This window comes from Kitasatospora sp. RG8 (assembly GCF_017813315.1).
Taxonomy (GTDB): Bacteria; Actinomycetota; Actinomycetes; order Streptomycetales; family Streptomycetaceae; genus Kitasatospora.
Genome location: NZ_JAGIYX010000009.1, coordinates 136,886 through 160,956 on the forward strand (window position 1 = coordinate 136,886; position 24,071 = coordinate 160,956).

The window sequence follows — 24,071 nt, forward strand, 5'->3', positions numbered from 1 at the left end:
CGATGCGGTCCGGCAGTTGCCCGACCGGCGGCCGGCCGACCGGCAGTTGCCCGACCGGCAGCCGGTCGGGTCCGGCAGGCCGGTCCACACCACCGAGCGTCCGGGGTGCCCGTCGAGGCGGGCACCCCGGACGCTCGAAGACGTCGATGGAAATGGAAGATGAAAGACGAAGGGGAAGCCCTCATGTGTAAGCCCGAATGGCGGCGTGCACGCGTCCAGGCGCAGCGCCTGGCTGATCTCGCGCGGCTGCGCCGCGTCCGCGACCGGATCGACAGGGAATACGCGCAGCCGCTGAACGTGGAGGCGCTCGCCCACGATGTGAACATGTCCGCCGGGCACCTGAGTCGGCAGTTCCGGGCCGCCTACGGCGAGTCGCCGTACGCGTACCTGATGACGCGTCGTATCGAGCGGGCGGCGGCGCTGCTGCGGCGGGGCGATCTCAGCGTCACCGAGGTCTGCTTCGAGGTCGGCTGTGCGTCGCTGGGCACGTTCACCACCCGTTTCACCGAGCTGGTCGGCATGTCGCCCGGGGTCTTCCGGCGTCAGGCGGCGGATGCGTCGGCCGACCGTGCCGATGCGGCGGATGCGCCGGCCGACCGTGCCGATGCGGTGGGTACGGCCCGCGACGCGGGGACGGCGATCAGGGTGGAGGGGATGCCGGCGTGCGTGGCGAAGCAGGTCTCAAGACCGGTCAGGAATCGAGAAGCCCCGGGCGCCCCGCAGCCCCTAGCGTGATGGTCATGGCAACCACCACTTCCACCGCAGCCCACACGTCCCTCGCGTCCGTCACCCTTGAGGTGGCCGACCTTGAGGCTGCCCGCCGTTTCTACAGCGCCTTCGGCGTGGACGCGCACATCCGTCTGCGGGCGTCCGAGGCGCACTCCACCGGATTCCTCGGTTTCACGCTGGCGCTCACGGTGTCCGGGCCGGCCACCGTCGACGGCTTCGTCGGCGCCGCGGTGGACGCCGGTGCCACGGTGCTGAAGCCCGCAGCGAAGTCGCTGTGGGGCTACGGCGGCGTCGTCCAGGCCCCGGACGGGACGATCTGGAAGATCGCGACCTCGGCGAAGAAGGACACCGGCCCCGCCACCCGTGAGATCGACGAGGTCGTCCTGCTGATCGGGGTCGAGGACGTGAAGGCCACCCGGCAGTTCTACGTCGGCCGGGGCCTGAGCGTGGCCAAGAGCTTCGGTGGCAAGTACACCGAGTTCGCCCCGGGCCGGGCCGGTGAGGTCAAGCTGGCGCTGTACAAGCGTCGTGCCCTGGCCAAGGACCTCGGCGTGCCCGTCGACGGCACCGGCTCGCACCGCATCGTCCTCGGCGGCACCGCCGACGCCTTCACCGACGCGGACGGGTTCGCCTGGGAGGCCGCCGCATCGCCCGCCCCCATGCCGTCCTGACTCCCCAGCCCCGCACTCCCGGCGCTGCACTACCGGCCCCCACTCCTGCCCCGCACTCCCGCCCCGTCTGACCCCCCGTCCGAGAGGAAACCTGCCATGCCGTCCACGAAGTCGCCCACCGAGGTCTCCGGCACGACCACCGAGCAGTACAACGGGTTCACCGCCGAGGAGCGGGCCGCGATGAAGGAGCACGCGCACGAGGAGAAGAAGACGGCGGCGCGGCGCGGTCTGTCCCGGGCGGAGAAGGAGGCGGCGCTGGAGCGGGACGTGCTCGCGAAGATCGCCGAGATGCCGGAGGCGGACCGCGTCCTCGCCGAGCGGATCCACGAGATCGTCAAGACCGCCGCTCCGGACCTCACGCCCAAGCTCTGGTACGGGATGCCCGCGTACGCCAGGGACGGCAAGGTCGTCTGCCACTTCCAGAGCGCGGAGAAGTTCAAGTCGAGGTACGCCACGCTCGGCTTCAGCGACCAGGCGGCACTCGACGACGGCGCCATGTGGCCGACCTCCTACGCCGTGAGGGAGCTGACCGCGGCCGACGAAGAGCGCATCAGCGCGCTCGTCAAGAAGGCGGTGGGCTGAGTCCGGCCGGGGCGGACCGCGACGGCCGGGTCCGGACCGCGACGGCCGGGTTCGGGCCGAGCCGCGTGGACCCGGCCCATGGGGAGACCGGGTGTGCCGCAGGAGGCCGCGTACGTCGGGACGCCGTTGAGGAGCACGGCGATCCGGTTGCCCTGGCCGCCCTCCTGATGCGGCCAGTGGGCGGCGAAGAGGCCGTCCGGCCGCCGGCCGGGCAGGAGGGCGTCCGTGTCCTCGTACGCGGCACCGATCTGCGGGCCGGCCCCGGCGACCTCGTCCACCAGGAGCGCCTGCCGGCGGATTGCCTGCGGTCGGGCGCCGGCCTCGACGGCCCCTGCACCAACGAAAGTTGAGCCGGAACCCGCAATGACAGCGGCGGGAGGGAGGCCGGCCCCGTCGTCGCATCCGCCGGTCGAGGACTGTGCCCGATCACGGCCTGACGGCCAGCCAGATGGTCACGGCCGCGGTGGCGGTAAGTCCGGCGTTGAGCGCGATCCGGCGGTCTTCGCCCGTCAGGTGGACGGCGATCGCGCCGGCCTGCAGGAGTACGAAGCCGATGGCCGCGGCCGGCGCCAGGGAGGGCGCGATGCCGGTCAGCGGCGGCAGGACCAGGCCGGCCGCGCCGAGTATTTCGACCGCCCCCAGGGCCCTGAGGGCGGGCAGGGGGATGCGGTCGACCCAGGCCATCATCGGTCGGAGCTGGTCGCGGCTGCGGATCACCTTCAGCGTGCCTGCGTAGAGGTAGAAGAGCGCGAGCAGTCCCGCGGTGATCCAATAGGCGATGTTCATGGTTCCCGTTCATGGGCCACCGGTTCACGGGGACCCGTCGGTTGCGTCGGTTGCGTCGATTGCCGGAAGAGCTCCGGTGAAGGCCCGGCCCGTCGTCCGGGGGACCGGACGCCCGAAGGCGGCAGCGCCACCGCCCCGCCGGTCGAAAGGCAGGCGGCCGAGCCGTGCCGTGCCGCCGGCTTCAGGTGAGGTCGGTAGCGGGGTCGGCGGGCTCGGTGGCGGGCCCGGTCGCGTAGCGGCTCATGGTGTCGATGTTGGCCTGTGGCGTCAGCAGTCGGCCGCCGGCGAGCAGCTTCTGGAGGTCCCGGAAGTACTGCACGTACAGGTCGGGGGTGAAGGTGCTGAGCATGACGGCGGGCTGGTCGCTCACGTTGGCGAAGGTGTGCGGGGTACCGGGCGGAACCATCACGAGCGTGCCCGCGGTGGCGTCGTGGTCCTCGTCCCCGACGGTGAACCGCACGGTGCCGGAGAGGATGTAGAAGCCCTCGTCGTGTCGGGCATGGCGGTGCTGAGGCGGTCCCTGGGTGTGCGGGGCGAGGACGGACTCGGCGATCGCGAGGCGGTGCCCGGTGTGGCTGCCGTCCTCCAGCACGCGCATGCGCGTGGTGCCCAGAACGATCGTCTCGCCGTCGCCGGGACCCACCACCGATACGGCGGGGTCGATCTGCGGCTGCCCGGTCTTCGATTCTTCGGTCATGCTCACGAGTGCACCGCCGGGGGCCCGCCGGTGTCCAAGACCCATCCCGCGCCGCCGATACCTCGTGGGTATCTTTGCAGCGTGGAGCTACGCACCTTGCGCTACTTCGTGGCGGTCGCCGAGGAACTCCACTTCGGCCGGGCCGCCACCCGCCTGCACATGAGTCAGCCGCCGCTGAGCCGGGCGATCAAGCAGTTGGAGGCCGATGTCGGGGCCCTGCTGTTCGTCCGCTCGCCCGCCGGCATCACGCTCACCCCGGCGGGCGCGGTGCTGCTCGACGAGGCGCGGGCCCTGCTCGACCACGCCGACCGCGTCCGTGTACGCGTGAGCGCGGCAGCCGGCATCGCGACCATTACCATCGGCATCCTGGGCGACGGCACCGACCCGGGAGTGTCCAGGCTGGCCGCCGCCTACCGCCGGACCCACCCCGGCATCGACATCCGCATCCGCAACACCGATCTGACCGACCCGACCTGCGGGCTGCGCGCCGGACTGGTCGACATCGCCCTGACCCGGGCGCCGTTCGACGAGACCGCCTTGACGGTGCGTGCGCTGCGGGCCGATCCGGTCGGCGTGGTCCTGCGGGCCGACGACCCGCTGGCCCGCCGCGACCGGCTGCGGCTGGCCGAGCTGGGCGACCGTCGCTGGTTCCAGTTCCCGCCGGGTACCGACCCCCTCTGGCAGTCCTACTGGAACGGCGGAAGGCCGCGCGAGGGCCCAGTGGTGCGCGCCGTCCAGGAATGCCTCCAGGCCGTACTGTGGAACGCCACGGTCGGCCTGGCCCCGCTCGGACACGACCTGCCCGCGGAGCTGACCCTGGTGCCGCTGATCGACATGCCGCCGAGCCGAGTGGTGGCGGTGTGGAACGAAGGGGACACCAACCCGCTGATCCGGTCCTTCGTCGAGATCGCGACAGCCGCCTACCGTCACTGAGCACCGGCGACCGGTGCTGCCGCAACTCGTGGACTGTGCCGCCGTCGCTGCGACCGTGCCGTCGTGCGCCCGGGGTGGGTGGGCCGTGGACGGGTCAGTGCCAGTAGCTGGGGGTGTCCGCGCCGGGCTGGTTCCAGGCCCAGACGAAGAAGGCGATGACGCCGGCGATGACGAGGACGGCAAGGACGAAGCAGCCGAGGTCGCCGCGCCGCCTCCGGTGGTTGACGTCGTCCACTGGGCCCCCGGGTGTCGAGTCTGACGTGAATCCGAGCGTGGCTGCCGCAAGGGCGGAAGGCAAGAGCGCAGACGGTGCGGGGGCCGTCCCGCCCTTCCCCGGACCCCATTGGGCGCCGGCCGCCCGCGCCCGCCGGCCTCGCCCCGTCGCACGGTTCGTAGAATCGGGTCCACAGGGCAGGGGAGGGCAGGGGGCTTTGTGATGGGGACCGAACGTTGGATGCCTCCCCTGCGAGCCGGGCGCCGTCCGGCCGGGCAGGCCCTGCTGGCATGGCTGGAGGATCCCCGAGCACCCCGCGTGTGTGCGGTGTCCGGCCCCGCGGCGATCGGAAAGACGCACTTGCTGACCTGGCTGGCGACCGCCTGCACCAACCCGGCGGCGCCGTCCCGGCAGCGCCCCGACGCTGCTTTGTCGCTGGCCGGCCTGACCGTCGACAGCGCGACGTGGACGCTCGCGGCCAGGCTGGGTGTCCATGCCCGCACGCCGGCTGAGCTGGTGATGACCTTGCAGGCCCCGGACCGTCCTCGTCTGCTCTTCCTGTGGGACCTGAACCGGTCGGTGGAGGCGAAGGCCATGACCGACCAGCTGATCGCCCCGCTGCTGGCGCTGCCCGGGATCCGCGCCGTCATCGAGTCGGACGGTGATCTGCCCGGGGTGGACCAGCCGGCAGTCCTGGCGTTGGACGATCCGTGCTGGACGGACGCGGAGCGCTTCGCCGCCTGGTACGACCGGCAACGCGGACCGTCTCCCTTCGGCGCCGCACAGGTCTATCCGAACCCCGGGCTGGCACTGCTGGCGGCCAAGGTCCCCGCCACGGCCACCGCCTCGACGGAAGCTGCGGATGTGACCGCTGCCTGGTGGAGCTCGGTACCGACCGGGACGCGCCCGGCCGTGAGCGTGCTGGCAGCCGCAGTCCGGCCACTCACCCTGCAGGAGTGGTCCGCCCTGGGCGATCCCGACGCTGTCGCGCACGCCTCGGGCCTGCTGCCGGCCGACTCGCCCGCGGGCGGCACGTGGTCGCTCCCGCCGGGGCCCTTGCGGCAGACCGTGACAGCGAGCGGCGAACCGGTGGACCCCTTGCTCCTCGCCCGCGCCGTCGCCGCGACGGTTCCCCGCACAGCGGACCGTACCCCGGATCTCGTCCGGTCCGATCCCGACCGGCTGGGGCTTGTGCTGGGACAGGCCGTCCGGGCCGGAGCCGCCGGACAGCTCCTGGAGGACCCGGTCTTCGTGGCCCGCGCCGATCAGCGGGCCGTCGCTGCAGCCTTCGCCGCGCAGCCCCGGGGCAGCCTCTTCCTTGCTTGGCGCGCGGCCGGCCCCGCGCTGTTTCACGAGACGTCGCCGGCCGCGCGGGAGCAACTCCTGCGGGCCCGCCTGCTGGGGACGGCGCCTGGCGTCGTCCCACCGCCCGCAGCCGCCGCGGCCTGGCACGCCACCTGGGCGCAGTGGCGGACGGACGGCCAGGCGCCCCTGGCCTGCGCGGCGCTCGGTCGCGGACCGTTCGACGGGGCGATCCTCATCGCCGACACCACGGGCAAAGTACAACTGCTCGACCTCGTCTCGGGGCGCTTCCTCGAAGGCCCTGGGCCGGCGGGCTGTCCCCGTGATCCCCGCCTGCTCACGTGCTACCCCGACGGCACGGTCACAGCGCTTGACGGCAGAGGAGGCATCCACCTGCTCGCCGGTGAAGGCCTTCCGCTGCCGGCGACCGCCGGGCCAACTGCGTTGGCTCACCTTCCTGCCGTGGGCGACCGGAACGGTACGGTGCACTGGTTCGGTCCGACGCGCGCTGGTTCGGAACAGCTGCATTCAGGGCCGGCTACGGCGCTCAGCGCCACCCTGCTGCCCGGCGAGGGGGGCGCCATAGGCGGAGTGCTGCTCGTCAGCGGCGGTTTCGACGGGCGCGTGCGGGCATGGCGTCCCGGAGTGCCGCCCCTTCCGCGGCCGGTCGCCGAGCGCGGGCATCCCGTCACTTCGGTGGCGGTGTCGATGACCGCCGCCGGCCTGTTCCTTGCCGTGGGCTGGGCCGACGGCGTCTTGCGTGTGGGCCCGGTCGACCACGCCGCCGCCGCGGTCGCCCTCTCGCTCGGGTTGCCTGTGCGCACGGTTCTGCCGGCCGGCCCCGGTGGATTTGCCTGTGTCCTGCCGGACGGGATCGTCCGGATCGACCTGCCCGCGGGCGGAGGATCCATGGCAACCGACGCGCGAGAGCCGTAGCAACCGACGGGCCGGTCAGTCCCAGCGGCTGGCAGCGACACCGGCCTCCCGTAGCACCTCGGGAAAGTCGGGGGTGAACGCCCACCACGAGATCCCCTCAAGAACCACGGCCCAGGAACGAGCCGCCCCGGCAAGGTCGCCGCTGTCCATGGCCAGCCTGGTCCGGACGAGGCTCTTCGTCATCAGGCTCGACCAGGAGCCGAAGACGGAGACGACCTCGTGCTCGCCGTCCCGGAGCAGTTGCCCTGCCGTGCGCTCCCTGGTCAGGACGAAGAACCGGGCGGCGTCGTACTGTTCGGGGGTCGGCACCTCGCCGTGGAAGGTCACTGCGAAACCTGCCCGCGCGTTCCCGGCGCGACGGCTCGCTGGACGTCCTCGATCGGAACGGCCACGGAGACCCTGCTTCCCGGATTGATCCGAATGTCCAATCCGGGTTTTGCATCGGCGAGTTGACGCCCAGGCAGAGAAATGGCACCGGGCCATTCGGGAGGCAGGTAGCCGGCCGAAGTGCACACCTCCAGCACTCTGCGGCCGTTGTCCGCGGGGATGCTCACCGGCGTCTGCTGCCCCGGAACGGCGCGGACGAGCACCTCCCCCTGCAGCAGGGCAGCGAGCAGGTGTTCGTCGCCGCGGTAGCCGGTCGCTGCCAACTGCAGGGTGTTCTCAAGCTCGTTGACCGGCTTGGGCAGCCCCAGCGCCATGGGGGAGGGGCGGTAGTTCGGGTTGTGCAGGAACCGGACCACATTGCCCGCGTGATCGATCTGCCAGCCACCCACGATGCCGTGCGGCGGGACCTCGCCGTCGGGGTCGAACCCTGGATCGATCGAGTAGAGCCACTGGCCGGGGCGCGTCCTCGCCTCAGCACGCATGCTGTCGGTGAGCACCGGATCAGGACGTCCTTTGGTCATCGGTTTCTCCTTCGATCACTGAGGGCCGGCTCACGGATTCGTCCGGCCCTCCGGCAGATGGCTTGCAGGTCCTGGCTTGTAGTAAGGATTCGGGACGAACTCCACAGGCGTTCCGTTTTCGAGTCTCCACGCACCCTTGATGTTCTCGACGCGGACTCCGCCGGGGAAGGCCACCTCGGCCTCGTCGGCATAGGGCGTGATGCCGCCCGACTCTTTCCGCCCGAGCGTCGCGTTGACGTCTATGCCTCCCTCCGCCTCGATGTCGTACCGCCATTGCCTGCCCATACTGATTCTCGACCCCGGATCGCGCGTCGTGCCCACGAAGATCGACGATTTGCTCTCACCGCTCGCGTAGGCGTGCAGGTCGTTGAAGTCGGACTCCCACGGCTGTAGCCCACCGTCCGGCTTGAAGATCTTCTCGGGGTTCCTCGCGTCAAACCGGTAGAGATCCTCGTTCGTGGTCCGCCATTTGGGCTCGTACGCCATGTTCGTGAGGTTGACGTCCTTGGTCGCGGCCACCTTCAGCGGATCGCTGGGCCATGCGCTGGTGCTCCTGGCTTCCAGGTCCATGAGATCGCGCAGCTTGGTTGCTACCGCGGAGTCCTTGGCAGCGAGTTCCGTGGCCTCCTTGGCCGTCTTCTCGGCTGCTTCCTGGGCGGCCTTCTTGGCGGCGTTCTCGGCGACGGCGGCGGCCTCGCGTTCGGCGAGGGTGGCGGCGGTGCCGCCGCCTCCGGTGCCCGCGCCGATGAGGAAGTTGCCGACGAGTTTGCCGCTCGCCTCGGAGGGGTCGTTGCCCCAGCCGCTGCCGACCAGGCCCTTGAGGAGGTCGACGGGGTGGTCGCCGGCCTTGATCAGGCCGGCGGTGGTGGTGGAGAGGCCGTCGAGGTACTGGGCCGGGTGGGACAGGTTGTACGGGTCCATCGGGTTCAGGGAGCGGCCGAGCTTGGCCAGGTCGGTGCCGCTCTTGATGAGCCCGCCGTAGAAATGCTCGTACGCCACGGGCGCGGCCATCAGGCCGTCCTTGACCTCGGCCTTGAGGATCTGCATCTTGCTCGGCATGGCCGGCGCCGACGCCACCGCCGCGCCGATCGCGCCGGCGGCGGTGCGCGCGGCGGAGTCCCGCTGGGTGCGGGCCGCGTCCAGCTTCTCCTCGGCGTGCCGGAAGTCCGCCTCGGCCGGGTTCTTGAACTCCCCCGGATCGGTCGGCGGGGCGGCCGGGCGCTGGTCGGCGGGCGTGGAGTTGTAGGCCTTGACCCTCAGGTTGTAGGTCATGGCGTCCTCGCGCCACGCCTTCGCGGCCGCGTCGGCCTTCTTCTTCGCCGCCTTCCACAGCCTGGCCGCCTCCGCGGCCTCGCCCTGTGCCCAGGTGACGGTGTGCGCGTACGCCTCCAGCGCGGCGGCGGCCTTGCCGCAGGCGTCCGCGGCGGTCAGCCACTGCTTGGGCTGCGGGTCGAACGCCTTCTGGAACGCCTCCGCCGCCGCCCCGGTCCAGTGCTCGTGGTCCAGCCTCGCCAGGCCGGTGCCGGTCTTCTCGAACGCGTCGTGGAACTTCTTCAGGTGCCCGGCGACCTCACCCAGCTTCTTCGCGTCCCCGTGGACCAGCTCCTTCGGATCATCGCTCTGGTCGAGCCCGCGCTCGCCGACCTTCAGCCCGGCCCCGTCGGCGACGTCGTCGCCCCACCCGTTGACCTTCTGGGCCACACCGTGCAGCCCGGCCTCGTCCAGGGCGCCGCCCACCAGGTGGGAGCCCTTCTGAATAACCTTCCCGCCGGCCTTCTGGGCCGAGTCGACGACGGCATCGGTCGCGTCGACCAGGTCGGTGATGCTGAAGTGCAGGCCCATCAGTGGTCACCCGCCGCGGCCTCGGCGATCGACTTGTAGATCCCGAACGGCCCCTCCAGCTTCTCCTTCCCGACGTCCTTCCACGTCTTCCCGATGTTGTCGAAGGCCTTGTCCGCGGACTCCTGCGAGAAGTCGGGGTTGGTCAGCTAGGTGTACGGGTTGTCGCCCAGGACCGCGTCCCAGGACTTGCCCTCGACCTGCTCCTCGCTCTGGTGCGGGTTCCCGATGCCCGCCGCGACCACGTCCTTCAGCAGGCCGCTGCCGTACTTCTCCTGCTCGTGGTAGAAACCCGCCGACAGGCCGAGCTTCCCGGCGATGTCGGTGCCCTCCTGCACCAGCGACCGCACCCCCCACGACCAGCGCTCGCAGAAGTCCGTGAACACCGCCTGCAGGTCCGGGTGGCCGGCCTCCATGCCGGTCAGCTCCAGCTCCGAGAACCCCCGCCCCGACTCCGCCAGACCCGCGATCCCCAGCCCCTGCAACTCGGCGATCGCCCCGTTGATGCCCTCCTCCGCCAGCTTCAACGCCTGCGGATCAACCCCGAACCCCGAACCCGCCATGTCACAACCCCCCCGTCGTCGTCATCGGACCGTCCAGAGCCACCTCGTCCGGCACGATCCCCCGCATCGGCGGGAACAGCATCGGCTCCGCCCCCGCCACGTCCAACGCCACCCCGCCCGCAACCCCCAGCCCCGCAACCGCCACATCCAGCACCGTCAGATACGGCAACCCGTCCACCGGCACGCCCTTCACCCGCGCGAACGCCGCCAGCTCCTCCTCCGACGTGAACGCGAAGATCCACCGCAGACCGCCCTCACCGGCCGTCCACACCCCCTCGTCCCCCCACCGCGGACAGCCGGAACTGCGCCACCATCAGAGCCGGGTCCCCCAGCCCCGCCCGCAGCATCCGAACCTGATGCACCAGACCCGAGTTACGCACCGTCACCCCCCGACCAGACCGCGCACGGCTGCCTCAGCGCACACGTATGCGGACGGAATGTTACCCAGCAAGTGTGTTGCGCTGACTGGTCGGGTCTGCGGGCACCGCCCTCCAGGCGATGCCGTCCCGGATGGAGCCCAGATGAAACGCGCAGGACAACGCGTTCAGGCCGATCGTGGCGGCCGGTTGGCGGTGCGTTTGGCGAGCAGGCCCGCCAGCAGCATGACGATCAGGCTGATACCGGCGCCGCACACCGTCCACAGCACCCGGTAGCCCTCGGCGGCGTAGTGGGAGGGCTGCGGCAAGTCGGTCAGGATGAGCGCGCCGGCGGCGATGGCGGCGGAGTAGAGGGCGTAGTTCAGGAAGCGGATCCCGACGGCGTGCACGAAGAGGACGAGCGCGACGATTTCCAGTCCGCGCGTCATCGCGAAAAATCGAAGGCCGGTCTCACTGGCAGGCAGCAGGAGCAGCAGCGCTGCCGCGATGGCGCCGATGAACGCACCGGAAAGGCGCTGGGCGGAAACGAGGGTGCTCTGCTCCAGGCTCGGCTTCATCGCGATGATGGCCGCGATCGGGATCCAATAGCCGTACGACAGGTCCAGCCCGAACGCGAGGGCGACGGTGCCGCCGATGACCAGGGCGCGGAGCGCCACGAACACGATGATCGGTGGGGTCAGCTTCTTGTGCGAGGTGTCTCCGGGGATCTCGGCGAACGGCTGGGGCAGGTCCTGGCGGCCGCGGATCAGCCACTCGACGAACGTCATCAGAATCCACAGTGCTGCCCCGCCCGCCCAGGCGAGCACCTGGGCCCATGTGTAGTTGGTGATGCGGGCATGTTGCTGGAGGTTGAACGCGAGCCCGACGGCGACGATGAACCAGACGTTGAGCAGCATGGCATTGACGAACCTGTGCACCCCGAACGTGAGGGTCAGGCCGGCCACCAGCGTGACCACGAAGGCCGCGAGCGCCAGCCATCCCCAGGCCTCGCCCCCGATCCCGAACGCCAGCGCAGTGATCCCCGCGCCGATCAGCGCGAAGACGGCGTTGTGCGACGCGCGGTACCCGAACCCGCCACCCGGGTCGGCCAGCGACGTGAACAGCATGCCGAACAAGGCGCTGAACAGATACTCCTCATGCCCGATCGCCCAGAAGACGATCAGCGGCACCAGCCCGACGTCCAGGAACACCACCGCCCGCTGCCAGTTCACGCCCGCGTGGTTGAGCTCGAACACCTTCGACAGCCAGCTCATCGTCTTCCCTCGGTGAGCGGGCTGGCCGTCTCGTTCGGTTGCGCTGGTCATGGCCGCCCTTGCTCGCCTGCCGCCGGGTTATATCGCTCTGATCCCGTATTGTCCGGCTCCGCAGAGACGGCCGTGAAGCGACTCGCCGCGCCTTCCCCGATGCGGAGCGCAGCCGACGCCGCGGGTTCCGAGTCACCGGCAGGGACACGGAAGACTGCGGCGCCAGGGGCCTCCTGGTGCTCGACTGGATTCGACACCCACGAGCTGTGCCGGAGGCCCACTCTCGTACTTGGCCGGCCAGAAGATCACCCGACCGAGTTGACGACCTCGAACTCACGCCCACGGAGATCGATGGAGCAACGGCCGATCAGGTGCTCGCCTGGTGCTGGGGGGCGGCGCTGTGGATCGTGCATCAGCCTGTTCGTCATGATGCTTGCAGGCCCGCTCGCCAGGCGTACCGCCCAAACGCCGCCACAACCGGCCTGAACGAGTCGGGCCTGAACGAGTCCGGCTTGACGGAGCGGCAGGCGGCCGGGAAGCAGGGAAGCCGGGGTGGCGGACCGGCTGCGGTTCCTGCTGCCCGCTCGCGGATTTACGCCGTCTGCGTGCAGTTCGAGCCCGGTCCTCAGGTCCTGCCGTGGCACCCGTCCGGGGCGTGGTTGAGTCGTCGGCATGAGCAAGAGTGAGGCCGAGGCCCTGTTCGGAAACCGATTCCTGACGGCACCTGCTCCCTCGGAGACCTTTCCCGAGGAAGGCATGACCGCAACGGACGCCATGAGGCTGGTGGACGAGGACCTCGTGATGGAGGGCGACCCGCAGCGCAACCTCGCGACCTTTGTCACCACCTGGATGGAGCCGGAGGCGCAGCGGATCATCGCGGAGAACCTCCACCGCAACTTCATCGATCACGCGGAGTACCCCATCTCCGCCGAGATCGAGCAGCGTTGCGTGCGGATGCTCGCTGACCTCTTCCACGCGCCGGGGAAGACTGCCGGGTGCCGCACTCAGGGTTCGTCCGAGGCGATCATGCTCGGTGCGCTGTCACTGAAGTGGAAGTGGCGGGAGCGCCGCCAGGCGGCCGGCCTGTCGGTCGACCGGCCCAATCTGGTCTTCGGTGGTGACGTCCACGTCGTGTGGGAGAAGTTCTGCCGCTACTTCGACGTCGAGCCGCGGATCGTGCCGCTCGCCGAGGACAAGTACACGATCGGCCCGGAGGATGTGGAGCCCCACCTCGACGAGGACACGATCGGCGTCGTGGCTGTCGTCGGCACCACGTTCACCGGTCACATGGACGACGTCGTCGGGATCGACAAGCTCCTGCGCGACATCCGCAAGAAGCGGGACCTCGATATTCCGATCCATGTCGACGGTGCCAGCGGCGGCTTCGTGTGGCCGTTCCTCTACCCCGATTCGAAGTGGGACTTCCGGCTCGAGCAGGTTCGTTCGATCAACGTCTCGGGCCACAAGTACGGCCTGGTCTATCCCGGCATCGGCTGGCTGGTCTTCCGCGAGGAGTCCGACCTGGCCAAGGACCTCGTGTTCTACGAGAACTACTTGGGCAAGACCGACGCGACGTTCACGCTGAACTTCTCGACCGGCGCGTCGATGGTGCTCGCGCAGTACTACAACTTCGTGCGGCTGGGTCGCCAGGGCTACACCTATGTCATGGAGACGATGCAGGCGAACGCCCGCGCGCTGGCGGACAACCTGCGGGACAGCGGCCGCTTCGAGGTGATCGGCAGCGATCTCGAGCAGCTGCCGCTGGTCGCTTTCCGTCTCGCGGGCAAGCACTCGTACGACGAGTCGGACATCGCCTGGCAGCTCTCGGCCGAGCGCGGCTGGATGGTGCCGGCGTACACGCTCCCGCCCAACGCGCAGCGGGTGAAGATCCTTCGCGCCCTGGCGAAGGAGACCCTGAGCCGCGAGCAGGTCGAGCGCCTGACCAGCGACATCGCCGACGCGTGTGCCACCTTGGACCAGAAGGGTGCGACCCACGACGTCGAGCGGGCCCAGATCAAGCGCGGCACCGGCTACTGACGCGCAACCGGGCCCCCGGGGCCCCGAATCGCCGTCGGCCGGATCAAAATGATCAGGTGCCACAGGTACGGACGCGCCGGCTCCGGGGTGTTGCGGAAGCGCGTTCTGCCGGCCCCGTGACCGTGCCTCGGCCGGTCACGGGGCCGACCGCAGCGCATGGACGTGGACCATCCGGGCAAGCGCGTGGTCCACTGCGCGCATGAGCTTGTTGGCAGACGTGTTCACCGCTGACGGGGACGGTGAGCCCCGGTTCCTTGACGTCCCCGAAGGGCCGTCCGATCTTGCCGGCTTCGAGAGCCGGCGCACCACGGTCCGGGGATCGGGAACCGTCCGCCCACGCGGCGCACGGTTCCTCCCCCGGACGGCTGGAGACGAGCTCCGCGTTCCCCCGCAAGACGTTTCGGCGTTCATCGGGGAAGTCCTCCTGCTCCAGGGCGACATCGAGTCCATCGCCGCTCCCATGGACCCGCCCAAGCCCGTCGCCCAGCACGCCGGCGAGATCTCCGACCGGCTGGACAGCATCCTCGACGCCGCCCACCGGGCCTCGCAGATCCGCGGCGGAGTCCGGAACCGGTAGGCAACACGCACGGATCCTGCGACGCGGCCGACCACTCACCGTGACCGACCAAAAGTTGGACCAGAACCCGTCCCCCGCCTGCGGTCCGGCCCCACACCTCCTCGCCGGCCGCGAATGGTGACCCACGTCACGGGAACCGGCCTTCCTGCTCGGACAAGGCATGACGTGAACCATCCACACTCCCGGCTCCGGGCCGGGAACCCCGAAGCGTTCCGCGACCTCTTCCGGGACCACGCCTCCTTGGTGTACCGCCACGCCGTGCGCGTGACCGGAGACTGGGCACTCGCCGAGGACGTGGTCTCGCTGACCTTCCTCGAGGCCTGGCGCCTGCGCGGGAAACTCCGCGACGAGGGCGACAGCCCACGCCCCTGGCTCATGGGCATCGCCGTCAACGTGCTGCGCAACACGACGCGCGCCGCCCGCCGCCACACCGTGGCCATGGCCCGCATGCCCGCGACCGACCCGGTCCCCGACTTCGCCGACGAACTCGTCGGCCGCATGGCCGACTCCGAGCAACTCACGGCCGCTCGGAAGGCCTTGGGACGCCTGCGGCGCTCGGAACGCGAGGTCTTCGCCCTCTGCGTCTGGTCCGGGCTCGGCTACGCGGAAGCGGCGGCCGCCCTCGGCGTACCCGTCGGCACCGTGCGCTCGCGCCTCTCCCGCGCCCGCACCCGACTGCGCAAACTCGCGGACGAGGAACTGCGCGCCACGAAGAAGAACACGGAACCGCTCCCGATCCCCGGACAACTACAGGGCAGCCGCAGCACTGCGGCCCGGCCGCACAAGGAGACGCACCGATGATCCGCAACTCGCGGCGGCGCACCGAACCGCTCGACCACGCGGAACTGGCCCGTCTGCTGCCGGCGCCGGCCGATCCCCGCCTGGCGGCCGACCGCCAGGACCTGCTCGAGGAGCACCTGATGAGCGAGATCCACCAGCCCGACCCGATCCCCGCGGCCTCCCCGGTGCGGCGCCCGCTGCGCCGCGCCGCCCTCCTCGCGGCGCCCGTCGCCGCCGCCGCGGCCCTTGCCGTGGCGGTCTCCCTGGGCAGCTCGGCCGGCACCGGCACCGTTGCCTCCCCGCGGCTGGTCAAGGCACCCGTGGTGCAGATCGAGGAGGGGAGCACCGTCCAGCTCGCCTCGACGGTCCACGCGATCGCCGCCGCCGCGACGGCGCACACCACGCCCCAGCCCGGACCGGGCCAGTACATCTACATCAAGAGCCAGGTCTCCTTCATGGCCACCAGCCACAACGCGGACACGGGGGAGTTCGCCACCTGGGTCCAGCCGCTGCACGACCGCGAGGTGTGGAAGTCGCCCGACGGCACGAAGGGCTGGCTGGACGAGCCGGGCTACCAGGTGAAGGGCGGCGTCACGCTGGACAACGACGAGCCCCGCAAGCAGCTGTCCTACCAGTGGCTCGCGGCCCAGCCCGCCGACCCCGACGCGTTGCTGAAGTCCGTCTACTCGACGGTGAGCGGCAGCCGGGACCACGACCAGCAGGCGTTCAACGAGATCGGCTCCATCATCCGCGAGCAGCTCGTCCCCTCCGGCCTCGCCGCCTCGCTCTACGAGGCCGTCGGCAAGATCCCGGGCGTCGTCGTGGTCGAGCACGCGCAGGACGCCTCCGGCCGCGACGGAATCGCGTTGGCGCGACTCGACCCTCAAACCGGCGAACGATCGGAGTGGATCTTCGACCGGGAGAGCCACCAGTACCTCGGCAGCCGTGGCGTGCAGGTCCGGGAATTCAACGGCATCAAGCCCGGCACCGTCGTGGAGCGCACGACCATCCTCACCCGGGCCGTCGTCGACGCGAAGAACCAGCGCCCCGGCGCCGGGCAGGCCCCGGCCTGACGGTCCCACGCAGGGCGGGGGAGGCCGGCCCGGTTCGCCGGCCGACGGGGGCGGACGGTCTCCGGCGATGCCGAGGCACGGCGGCGGGACAGCGCAGTACTGCGGCTGGTGTCGGGCACCGGTGAATCGGACAAGACCGACCACACCTCCGGTGGAACGACAGGGAGTTCGGGCCCCTGACGCTGATGCACGTCCGTCGAACCACCGCGGGTTCGGTACGCACGCGATCCGCCCCCGCCGTCCGGCCGGGGAAACCGATTTCGTCTTGGAACGGTTACCGCATAGGGTGGTGTCACCGACGCGGGGTGGAGCAGCTCGGTAGCTCGCTGGGCTCATAACCCAGAGGTCGCAGGTTCAAATCCTGTCCCCGCTACTACCAAGGCCGTGGCCGGCGCACTCGTGCGCCGGCCACGGCCTTGTTCGTTGGTCGGCTGCCGGAGCGTGAAGCCGCCGTTGCCGGGGCAGGCCGGGCCAGGGTGCCTGCGGGGTTCCTGGGCCGGGCGCGGTGGTGGGGCCGGGGCCGGGTTACTGGCCGAATTCGTCGAAGGCGGCCTGGAGGTCGCTCGCCAGGGACTGGGCGTCGCGGCCCTCGATCCGGTGGCGGGGGACGAAGTGGACGAGTTCGCCGTCCTTGAAGAGTGCGATGGAGGGCTGGGAGGGCGGGATGTCGGCGAAGTGCGAGCGCATCCGGGCGGTGGCTTCGAGGTCCTGCTCGGCGAAGACGGTGAGCAGCCGGTCGGGGCGCTTGGACCCGTTGTCCAGCGCGATGCGGACGCCGGGGCGGGCCATTCCGGCGGAGCAGCCGTCCACGTAGTTGATGACGACCAGGGTCATGCCCGTCGTGGCCTCTTCCATGGCGCGGTCGACATCGTCGGCGCTCAGCAGCTCGGTGAAGCCGATCTCGGTCAGCTCTTCCTTCATTGGCTTGACCAGCAGCGGTGAGTACGGCATCGAACACTCCTTACGTAGAGGTGAAGACCTGGAACTCACAGTAGCGGAATGGCCGAGGACTCCCTGGGTTCGACCGACTGCCGTCTCGCGGCCCCGCCGCCCTGCCCCTCAAGCGCCTGCAGAAGGCCCGCGCGGTCCCGCCCGCCCGTCCGAGGGCGCCGTGGCGGGGGACAGTGGGTGATGCTGAAATCGCCGCCCACGGGGCGGCGATCTTGTCAGCGTGGGTCAGGTCGGCCGGCCCGGGCCGGCCGGAGCGCCCGGGGTGTGTGCAGGCCCTTGCGGTAAGGGACTTGGGCCCGTTGGTGCCGCCCGCCCCGACGAGCCGAAGCCGGCATGTGGAACCACAGGCCTGGGCAACCGTGTCGTTTCCGGGGGCGGGGAGTTCGAGTTCGACGTCGATGGGGGACGGGATGCGGCACAGGCGGCCGACCGACCAGGAGCTGCGGCAGATCTTCCACGGGGAACTGGAGCGTGTGCTCGCAGGCGGGGGACCGCGTTCCTGCACCGGTCTGGACAACGACACCGCCGAGGCGCTCTGGGCGATCGCCTCGGCGGAGCCCGCCGACCGCGAGGCTCTGGTGCCGGCCGTCTACCGGGCCTTTGCCGGTCAGCTGGACGGCAGCAACGCGGCTCGCTGGCACGAGGAACTGGAGCGCCGGTTCGAGAAGCGCGGGTAACGGCGGCAGGGCGGGGCGGGGTGAGAGATCGGGTTCGTTCTCGTGAGTATCCGGTTCAGGTGCCTTCCGAATCGCTGTCGAAACGCTGCTCTGCGATCGCCTGCTCCACTTAATCAGGGGGCTGGCACCTGGGGCACAGCTCGAGGCGGCCCTCGGGTGTGATCACGGTGCCCCAGCTGCGGCATTCTTCGCAGCCGCGGGCCCGGTCGATGTTTGCGCGGATGGTAGGAGCGTGGGGGTGGGCTCCATGAGTCATGGGTGATTTTCCTCTGTAGAGCACTATCACTTGCGCCCAGTTTGCCATGGTTCGTATAGATATGCGGCATGGGTTGCCGGTGCTCGTGATCTGCCGGGGCGGCAAGGCGCAGGTCCACGGTCGCGCAGGGTGCGCCCGGGCGCGGTGCTCCGGGCGCCGGAGACCGGGGTGCCGGTGCTGATGGCGGAGGTCGACCGCTCGACCTTGGCCCCGCCCCGGGCGGCGGCGAAGTTCACCGCCTGCCCGTGAGCCGTTTCGCGTGAAGGTCCGGGCCGACGATCCGGCCCGGGCGGACGAGGAACCGGCCGGCCGGACGGTGCTCCGGTGGCGCCGGGCTTACCCCGGGCACAAGCCCCGCAAGAGCGACGAGGAACGCCGCAGGCTCCACGGCCGAGTCGACGCGGCGGCCACCGCGAGTTCGTGGTCGCGCTGTCGTCCGGGGAGGGCGACGGGGAGGGCGACGGGGCCGGCTGCGGCCCGGGATGTCCCGTTCGGCGAGGGCGGCGGTGTCCGGAGACCTTCGGGCGGGCCGGTCGCCTCACTCCGTCCTGAAGCCGGGGCACGAGCAGGAATGCTCGTTCCAGGTGCCGATCCAGTTGCCACCGCCGTCGTAGCGGTCCGAGCCGTCGTACTCGGTCTCGCTGCAACTGCCGCGGGAGCCATGGCTGTACGCGCTGTGCCCGCACGCGACACAGCCCGGCGGACCCGGCCGCTCCGGCGGGAACGGCGTCCCGGTCCGCCATACGGCCACGATGGCGGCCACGCAGAGGACCAGGACCACGATCCCGACCGTGCCGATGATGCTGGACGTGCTCATCCAAGGCCCCCCTTGCGCTGCTGCGTGGTCCACGCGCGGGCGGGGGGGTCATGGTTCCGTCCGGGTCGTGAGCGGTCCCACGCTGTACGCCGTCCTCGCCCGGCACCCGGTGACCCGCTGGAAGGTCGGCGAAGTCGACTGCCGGGCGCCTGATGCTGCACGGCCATCGTCGGATGAGGGTCGAAAGCTGACGCGGGTGGTGCAGGCCTGTTCTGCCTGCCCATCGCAGTGGGATGCCTGGACGGCGGACGGCCAGTACCAAGATCTGCGGCTGTAGTACGTGCTGGTGGGGCTGCGGGGCTCGGACGGGCAACGGGTCGGTGAGTACGGGCTGCACCAGCAGGGCCGCTTTGCTCATTATGTCGGCCACGAGAGGCTCCTTCCGGGCGAGCGGTCGGTTTCCGTCCGCTCGTCCATCCCGATTCGCCGGGCGCATGCTCGTCCGCTCCCGACGACACGGGCCGGGCGGCCGCAGGGCGTGCCGCGGGGGCGAGCGGCTCGGGAGGGGTGTGCCGGCTTCGGGCTCAGCCCGGCGGGACGGTGCGGTCGGGGTCGGGGTCGGGCGACCCGCGCCGGCCGGCCGCGCTCTCGGGATTCCGGCGGCCGCCGTTCGGCGGGGATTCCGACCCGCCGTTCGGCGGGGATTCCGGATGGGCGTAACGGTTCCCGGGTGCGACGAGGTTCAATTCTCGCAGAATTCCGGGACCGCTCCGTCCGACCGGGGCCGCGGATCGGGCCCAACGGTTCTCGGTGCGGCGGTGGTTCAATCCTTGGGCATCGACATCGGGTCGATCACGGCATTATTTCGGCCACGCCCTGTAGTGCGCCGAAGAATGCCCTGGTAGCCCCTGGTCATCCGTCCATTCATCGTGTACCTCTTGGAAGCTCATATTCCTCCTGCAGAAGTGGCACCATGCACACCAAAGACCAGGCCGGAATACCCGGCGCGGAGGGCACCGGTTCCCCGGCCCGGCTTGGGGGTGGCCGGCTCTTCGGCCTGAGCGTGGCCGGCGCCGCCATCAGGGTGGAGTCCGAGGTGCCCGGACTGGACGTCTGGGCCGCCCGGTTGCTCAGCCCCACCTTCGCCGTCACCCCGGACCCCGACCCGGACCTCTTCACGGTCCGCGTGGTGGCGGCGGCGCCCGACGCCCTGCCGACCGCCGACCCGCGGGCGCCGCGGCTCCAACTGGACGAGACGCAGGTGGCGGTCCTGGAGCACGGCACCGAACGGGTGACGGTCGTCCAGGACGACGGACTGCACCCGCCGATGCTGATCAGCGCGGTCCCCGGCGACGCCGCCGTCGAGCTCGCGGTGTGCTGCGACGACGCCGACTCGCTCAGGCCCGCGGTGCGCTTCCTCAAGTTCGTCCTGGCGGCCGGGGTGCGCGCCGGCGGCGCCGTCTTCCTGCACGGTGCTGCCGTGTCCCGGGCCGACCGGGCGCTGCTCTTCCTGGCGCCGAGCGGCGGCGGCAAGTCCTCGCTCAGCTTCCTCGCCGGCAGCCGCGCCGAGTGGGACGTCGTCTCGGACGACTTGCTCCTTCTCGCCGGGGCACCGCAGCGGCCCGCCCTGCCCGTGCGCGTGCACGGGTGGCCGCACCGGCTCGGGGTCAGCACCGCCGCACTGATCGGCCATCCGGCCCGGGCCCGCTTCGAGCAGGCCTCGCTACGGCGGCACGGCACGCCGACCGGATCGTTCGAGGGGGCGCAGTCGCTACCGTGGGGGCGGGCCACCCGGAAGCGGGTCTACCTCGATCTCGACGAGTTCCAGCAGTTGACCGGGGCGCGGATGGTCGGACAGGCGGTCCCCGCCGCGGTGGTGCTGCCGCAGCCGGAGCAGGAGCGGCGCGGCTGGACCATCGAGCGGGTCCTCGACCGGCCGGCCGGGTGGAGCCGGCAGTTCCTGGCCGATGCGGGCGAACTCAAGTTCATGACCGACTTCCTCGGGCTGATCGACCGGTCCCGGTTTCCGGCCCCGGTCCAGGGCGGGGGCCCGGCGCTGTGCCGGGAGTTGGAGGGCCTTCCCGCGGTCCGGGTGCGCTACGGGCGCGACGTGAACGACCGGATGCCGCAGTTCCTGGCCGAGGTGTGCGACGCCCTGGGGCTCGCGGAGGTGGCACGGTGACCGCCGTGGAAGCCGTGGCGCTGCGGCGCAGCTACGCGCTCGGGCGCGGTCGACGTGCCGAGCGGCGCGAGGTGGTCGCCCTGCACGAGCTCGACTTCCTGGTGGCCGAGGGCACCGTGCACGGGCTGCTCGGTCCCAACGGGGCGGGCAAGACGACCCTGTGCAAGATCCTCGCCACCGTGCTGCTGCCCAGCTCGGGCAGTGTCCGGGTGTTCGGCGAGGACGTGGTGTCCAGGACGAGGCAGGTGCGCCGGAGTGTCGGTGTGGTCTTCGGCGGCGAGCGCGGCCTGTACTCGCGGCTGACGGCCCGGCAGAACCTGCACTACTGGTGCGCCCTGTACGGCCTGCCGCGCCGGGCCGTGCTGTCCCGGACCGAGCAGCTGCTCGCCCGGGTGGGCCTGGCCGAGCGCGCCGACGAGAAGGTCGACGGCTTCTCCCGGGGCATGAAGCAGCGGCTGCACCTGGCCAGGGGGCTGGTCGGGGATCCGCGGCTGCTGTTGCTGGACGAGCCGACCACCGGCATGGACCCGGTCGCCGCGCGCGACTTCCGGCTGCTGGTCGCCGAGTTGAAGGCCGAGGGCCGGACGATCCTGCTGACCACCCACGACATGGCCGAGGCCGAGGCGGTGTGCGACCGGGTGACCCTGATCGACGGCGGGCGCGTGCTGGCCACCGAACACCCGCAGGCGCTCAGCACCCTGGTGTCGAGCAACGAGCGGATCGAGTTCGAGAGCGACGCCGCCGAGGCGCCGCAGGGGCTGGACGCCGTGCCGGGGGTGGTCGGCGTCACCACCCTCTCCCCGGGCAGGTACCGGGTGGAGGTCGCCGGCACGGACGCGACCAAGGCGGTGATCGGCCTGCTCGTCGACCGGGGGGTGACCTCGCTGGCCACGACCAGGCCCCGCCTGGAGGAGGTCTACTTCAAACTCATCGGGGACCGTGGTATGGCGGTGGGCCGATGAGGACGTTCACCGCCTCCTTCCGCGTCCAACTGCTGCTGATGCGCCGCTCGCCCGGCGACCTGGCCGTGCTGGTGACGGCCCCGTTCTTCAGCCTGATGTTCCTCTCCATGACGCAGCAGGCGGCCCGCTCCGCCCTCACGCCGTACGCGGTGGCGGCCCCGGTGCTCATCGCGGTGTGGACGATGTCGCTGTTCGTGGCCGGCGACCTGATCAGCAGCGAGCGCAGCGGCGGGCGGCTGGAGGCCCTGGTGGCGACGCCGGCCCCGCTGTCGGTCGTGATCATGGGCCGGATCTGCGCAGCCGTCGCGCTGAGCATGCTGGCCTTCGTCGAGACCTGGCTGGTCGGGTGGCTCTGCTTCGGCATCGTGGTGCCCGTCCCCCATCCGGCCGTGCTGGTGGCGGCGCTGGCGGCCACCGTGCTCGCCATGGCGGGGACGGCCACCATGATGGCGGCGGTGTTCGTGCTGGCCCGCTCCGCCCGGATCTTCCAGAACACCCTGAGCTACCCGGTCTACCTGCTCGCCGGGGTGCTGGTGCCGGTGAGCCTCCTGCCGGGGTGGCTGCAGCCGTTCAGCCGGGCGGTCTTCCTCTACTGGGGAGCCGGGCTGCTGCGGGACTCCCTCGCCCCGCCCGACGTACCCCAACTGGCCGGCCGGCTGGCCATGGTGCTGGTGCTGGGCGCGACCGGGTTCGTGGCCGGCCAGCTGCTGATGCGGCAGGTGCTGCGGCGGGTGCGGGTCCTGGGCACACTGGGGCAGGCATGACATCACTGGTACAGCCGCTGCGCGTGGTGGCCTACAGCGCGCGGAACGCGGCGGCCGACTTCGCGGCCACCTACACCTGGAAGTCATGGACCTTCGGCTGGGTCGGCCGAATGCTCTCCCAGGTCGTCTTCTTCACCCTCGCCGGGCAGGTGCTCGGTTCGCCGGGGCACTCCCAGGCCCGGTTCATCGGCAATTCGGTGATGACCTGCGTGATCGAGTCGATGATGGTCGTCGCCTCCAGCGTCTGGGAGCGAAGAGCGGGCACCCTTCCGCTGCTGGTCGCCTCGCCGGCTGAACTCGCCCCGGTGTTCTTCGGCCGGAGTCTGCAGTGGATCGCGAGCGGGGTCGCGACGTCGTCGGTCGCGCTGCTGGCCCTCGGGCCGTTGTTCGGCCTGCACTGGAGTGCGGCGCAGATCCCCGCGGTGATCATTCTGCAACTGCTGACGGCCGTCGCGAGCTACTGCTTCGGACTGGTGCTCAGCGTGCTGGTGCTCAACGCCGCCCAGTTGCGGAACATCGCGTCCAACGTGGCCTATCTGGCCATGATGACCTTCTGTGGAATTCAGGTGCCGGTGGACTACTGGCCCGGCCCGATCCGCCTGCTGGCGGAGGCGATGCCGGTCACCTACGGGAACCGGGCGATGACCGCGCTGGCCGCCGGGAGTCCGGCCGGGCAGGTGTGGCGGCCGGCGGCGGCCGTCGTCCTGGTGGGGGCGGTCTGGCTGGGCATCGCCGTCCTGGCATTCCATTTCTTTGCCGAGCGCGGACGGCGCGACGGCTCCCTGGAATTCGGTCAGTAACTCCCTGGGATTCGGTCAGTAGAACGACGCCCCGACGGGACGGGGTGACCTTTTTTCGCGCACGGCGGTGTCGGCCTTCCGGAGAATTCATCCGGCCCGGCCGACGGCTTTGGCATGCCAATTTTTCGGCCGGTCCGGCAAGGGTCGACAATTGTCGAGAATTCCGGGAGAAGGCTTGCACGGAAAGCGGTCGGCATGGTTGATTCGAAGCACCCGGTGAACATGCGCCGCATTCCGGTCGCGATTCACCACCGATTGCATCCGGGAGGAGGGGAAGAAATGGAGCGTCAGCACGCTGTGAGCCTGCGTCCGCGTCTGGACAAGATCAAGATCAAGTCCGCCATGTGACGGACCGCTCCGCCGGGGAGGGCACTGCCCTTCCCGGCGGGGCCCCTTCCGATCCGACGTCGACCGGACGTCGCAGAAGTCTCAACCAGCCCTACGGGCCCCCACAGGCCCAGCAGTCGTCCGAAA

Annotated in this window: 26 protein-coding genes and 1 tRNA gene; 16 read left to right on the plus strand and 11 right to left on the minus strand. The window is 70.8% G+C overall.

Annotated features, from left to right (window positions below; genetic code table 11):
- Window positions 1-183 precede the first annotated feature (183 nt).
- The 3 genes from J5Y04_RS16355 to J5Y04_RS16365 all read left to right on the plus strand — a co-directional run bounded on the left by J5Y04_RS16355 (window position 184) and on the right by J5Y04_RS16365 (window position 1,982).
- Window positions 184-735, plus strand: coding sequence for a helix-turn-helix transcriptional regulator (locus tag J5Y04_RS16355; protein WP_209412882.1), 552 nt, complete (start codon window positions 184-186; stop codon window positions 733-735).
- Complete coding sequence (locus J5Y04_RS16360; protein WP_209412754.1) at window positions 735-1,400, plus strand: glyoxalase; 666 nt, start codon at window positions 735-737, stop codon at window positions 1,398-1,400. Before J5Y04_RS16355 ends, J5Y04_RS16360 begins: the two co-directional genes overlap by 1 nt.
- Window positions 1,401-1,496: 96 nt before the next feature.
- A complete protein-coding gene (locus tag J5Y04_RS16365; protein ID WP_209412755.1) occupies window positions 1,497-1,982 on the plus strand; it encodes an iron chaperone in 486 nt (161 codons plus the stop codon).
- A 426-nt stretch (window positions 1,983-2,408) separates the two neighbouring features.
- Here the strand turns inward: J5Y04_RS16365 and J5Y04_RS16370 are convergent, their stop codons facing one another.
- A complete protein-coding gene (locus J5Y04_RS16370; RefSeq protein WP_209412756.1) occupies window positions 2,409-2,768 on the minus strand; it encodes a DoxX family protein in 360 nt (119 codons plus the stop codon).
- 181 nt (window positions 2,769-2,949) lie between these two features.
- Window positions 2,950-3,465, minus strand: a complete 516-nt coding sequence (locus J5Y04_RS16375; protein WP_209412757.1) for a cupin domain-containing protein — start codon at window positions 3,463-3,465, stop codon at window positions 2,950-2,952.
- Between the two features lie 81 nt (window positions 3,466-3,546).
- On the opposite strand from J5Y04_RS16375, the gene J5Y04_RS16380 reads away from it, so the two are divergent.
- Window positions 3,547-4,398 (plus strand): LysR substrate-binding domain-containing protein, encoded by an 852-nt coding sequence (locus tag J5Y04_RS16380; RefSeq protein ID WP_307853146.1) that lies wholly within the window; start codon window positions 3,547-3,549, stop codon window positions 4,396-4,398.
- Window positions 4,399-4,492: 94 nt separating this feature from the next.
- Here the strand turns inward: J5Y04_RS16380 and J5Y04_RS16385 are convergent, their stop codons facing one another.
- A complete protein-coding gene (locus J5Y04_RS16385; protein WP_209412758.1) occupies window positions 4,493-4,633 on the minus strand; it encodes a hypothetical protein in 141 nt (46 codons plus the stop codon).
- Between the two features lie 339 nt (window positions 4,634-4,972).
- Between J5Y04_RS16385 and J5Y04_RS16390 the strand changes: the two genes are divergently transcribed.
- A complete protein-coding gene (locus tag J5Y04_RS16390; RefSeq protein WP_209412759.1) occupies window positions 4,973-6,850 on the plus strand; it encodes a hypothetical protein in 1,878 nt (625 codons plus the stop codon).
- 15 nt (window positions 6,851-6,865) lie between these two features.
- Here J5Y04_RS16390 and J5Y04_RS16395 read toward each other — a convergent pair whose 3' ends face one another.
- The 6 genes from J5Y04_RS16395 to J5Y04_RS16420 all read right to left on the minus strand — a co-directional run bounded on the left by J5Y04_RS16395 (window position 6,866) and on the right by J5Y04_RS16420 (window position 11,841).
- On the minus strand, window positions 6,866-7,177 hold the full coding sequence (locus tag J5Y04_RS16395; RefSeq protein ID WP_209412760.1) for a hypothetical protein: 312 nt from the start codon (window positions 7,175-7,177) through the stop codon (window positions 6,866-6,868).
- On the minus strand, window positions 7,174-7,758 hold the full coding sequence (locus J5Y04_RS16400) for a type VII secretion system-associated protein (protein ID WP_209412761.1): 585 nt from the start codon (window positions 7,756-7,758) through the stop codon (window positions 7,174-7,176). The genes J5Y04_RS16395 and J5Y04_RS16400 overlap by 4 nt, the downstream gene beginning before the upstream one ends.
- A 30-nt stretch (window positions 7,759-7,788) precedes the next feature.
- The gene (locus J5Y04_RS16405; RefSeq protein ID WP_209412762.1) at window positions 7,789-9,600 is read right to left on the minus strand and encodes a putative T7SS-secreted protein; all 1,812 of its coding nucleotides are present in this window, start codon (window positions 9,598-9,600) and stop codon (window positions 7,789-7,791) included.
- 146 nt (window positions 9,601-9,746) lie between these two features.
- On the minus strand, window positions 9,747-10,160 hold the full coding sequence (locus tag J5Y04_RS16410; RefSeq protein WP_209412763.1) for a hypothetical protein: 414 nt from the start codon (window positions 10,158-10,160) through the stop codon (window positions 9,747-9,749).
- 1 nt (window position 10,161) lies between these two features.
- Window positions 10,162-10,431 (minus strand): SseB family protein, encoded by a 270-nt coding sequence (locus tag J5Y04_RS16415; RefSeq protein ID WP_307853147.1) that lies wholly within the window; start codon window positions 10,429-10,431, stop codon window positions 10,162-10,164.
- Window positions 10,432-10,704: 273 nt separating this feature from the next.
- Window positions 10,705-11,841: an FUSC family protein gene (locus tag J5Y04_RS16420; RefSeq protein WP_209412764.1), complete on the minus strand. Its 1,137-nt coding sequence runs from the start codon at window positions 11,839-11,841 to the stop codon at window positions 10,705-10,707.
- Window positions 11,842-12,453: 612 nt separating this feature from the next.
- On the opposite strand from J5Y04_RS16420, the gene J5Y04_RS16425 reads away from it, so the two are divergent.
- From J5Y04_RS16425 to J5Y04_RS16445, 5 genes are all read left to right on the plus strand, one after another.
- Window positions 12,454-13,818 (plus strand): glutamate decarboxylase, encoded by a 1,365-nt coding sequence (locus J5Y04_RS16425; protein WP_209412765.1) that lies wholly within the window; start codon window positions 12,454-12,456, stop codon window positions 13,816-13,818.
- A 199-nt stretch (window positions 13,819-14,017) separates the two neighbouring features.
- Window positions 14,018-14,395 carry a hypothetical protein gene (locus J5Y04_RS16430; RefSeq protein ID WP_209412766.1) on the plus strand — a complete coding sequence of 126 codons (378 nt, stop codon included), beginning with the start codon at window positions 14,018-14,020 and terminating at the stop codon, window positions 14,393-14,395.
- Between the two features lie 165 nt (window positions 14,396-14,560).
- Complete coding sequence (locus J5Y04_RS16435; RefSeq protein WP_307853148.1) at window positions 14,561-15,196, plus strand: RNA polymerase sigma factor; 636 nt, start codon at window positions 14,561-14,563, stop codon at window positions 15,194-15,196.
- Window positions 15,193-16,248 (plus strand): CU044_5270 family protein, encoded by a 1,056-nt coding sequence (locus J5Y04_RS16440; RefSeq protein WP_209412768.1) that lies wholly within the window; start codon window positions 15,193-15,195, stop codon window positions 16,246-16,248. The genes J5Y04_RS16435 and J5Y04_RS16440 overlap by 4 nt, the downstream gene beginning before the upstream one ends.
- A gap of 299 nt (window positions 16,249-16,547) precedes the next feature.
- A tRNA-Met gene (locus J5Y04_RS16445) sits at window positions 16,548-16,621 on the plus strand.
- Window positions 16,622-16,773: 152 nt separating this feature from the next.
- On the opposite strand, the gene J5Y04_RS16450 is transcribed toward J5Y04_RS16445, so the two are convergent.
- Window positions 16,774-17,199 (minus strand): BrxA/BrxB family bacilliredoxin, encoded by a 426-nt coding sequence (locus tag J5Y04_RS16450; protein WP_209412769.1) that lies wholly within the window; start codon window positions 17,197-17,199, stop codon window positions 16,774-16,776.
- Window positions 17,200-17,609: 410 nt separating this feature from the next.
- On the opposite strand from J5Y04_RS16450, the gene J5Y04_RS16455 reads away from it, so the two are divergent.
- Window positions 17,610-17,876, plus strand: coding sequence for a hypothetical protein (locus J5Y04_RS16455; RefSeq protein ID WP_209412770.1), 267 nt, complete (start codon window positions 17,610-17,612; stop codon window positions 17,874-17,876).
- Window positions 17,877-18,670: 794 nt separating this feature from the next.
- On the opposite strand, the gene J5Y04_RS16460 is transcribed toward J5Y04_RS16455, so the two are convergent.
- On the minus strand, window positions 18,671-18,949 hold the full coding sequence (locus J5Y04_RS16460) for a hypothetical protein (RefSeq protein WP_209412771.1): 279 nt from the start codon (window positions 18,947-18,949) through the stop codon (window positions 18,671-18,673).
- Window positions 18,950-19,862: 913 nt separating this feature from the next.
- Here J5Y04_RS16460 and J5Y04_RS16465 point away from each other — a divergent pair.
- The 5 genes from J5Y04_RS16465 to J5Y04_RS16485 all read left to right on the plus strand — a co-directional run bounded on the left by J5Y04_RS16465 (window position 19,863) and on the right by J5Y04_RS16485 (window position 23,945).
- Window positions 19,863-21,071, plus strand: a complete 1,209-nt coding sequence (locus tag J5Y04_RS16465) for a hypothetical protein (protein WP_209412772.1) — start codon at window positions 19,863-19,865, stop codon at window positions 21,069-21,071.
- Window positions 21,068-22,033 carry an ABC transporter ATP-binding protein gene (locus J5Y04_RS16470; RefSeq protein ID WP_307853149.1) on the plus strand — a complete coding sequence of 322 codons (966 nt, stop codon included), beginning with the start codon at window positions 21,068-21,070 and terminating at the stop codon, window positions 22,031-22,033. The genes J5Y04_RS16465 and J5Y04_RS16470 overlap by 4 nt, the downstream gene beginning before the upstream one ends.
- Entirely contained in the window at window positions 22,030-22,797 is a 768-nt protein-coding gene (locus J5Y04_RS16475) for an ABC transporter permease (protein WP_209412773.1), read from the plus strand. The genes J5Y04_RS16470 and J5Y04_RS16475 overlap by 4 nt, the downstream gene beginning before the upstream one ends.
- The gene (locus J5Y04_RS16480) at window positions 22,794-23,597 is read left to right on the plus strand and encodes an ABC transporter permease (RefSeq protein WP_209412774.1); all 804 of its coding nucleotides are present in this window, start codon (window positions 22,794-22,796) and stop codon (window positions 23,595-23,597) included. The genes J5Y04_RS16475 and J5Y04_RS16480 overlap by 4 nt, the downstream gene beginning before the upstream one ends.
- 195 nt (window positions 23,598-23,792) lie before the next feature.
- Entirely contained in the window at window positions 23,793-23,945 is a 153-nt protein-coding gene (locus tag J5Y04_RS16485) for a hypothetical protein (RefSeq protein WP_209412775.1), read from the plus strand.
- The last annotated feature ends 126 nt before the right edge of the window (window positions 23,946-24,071 follow it).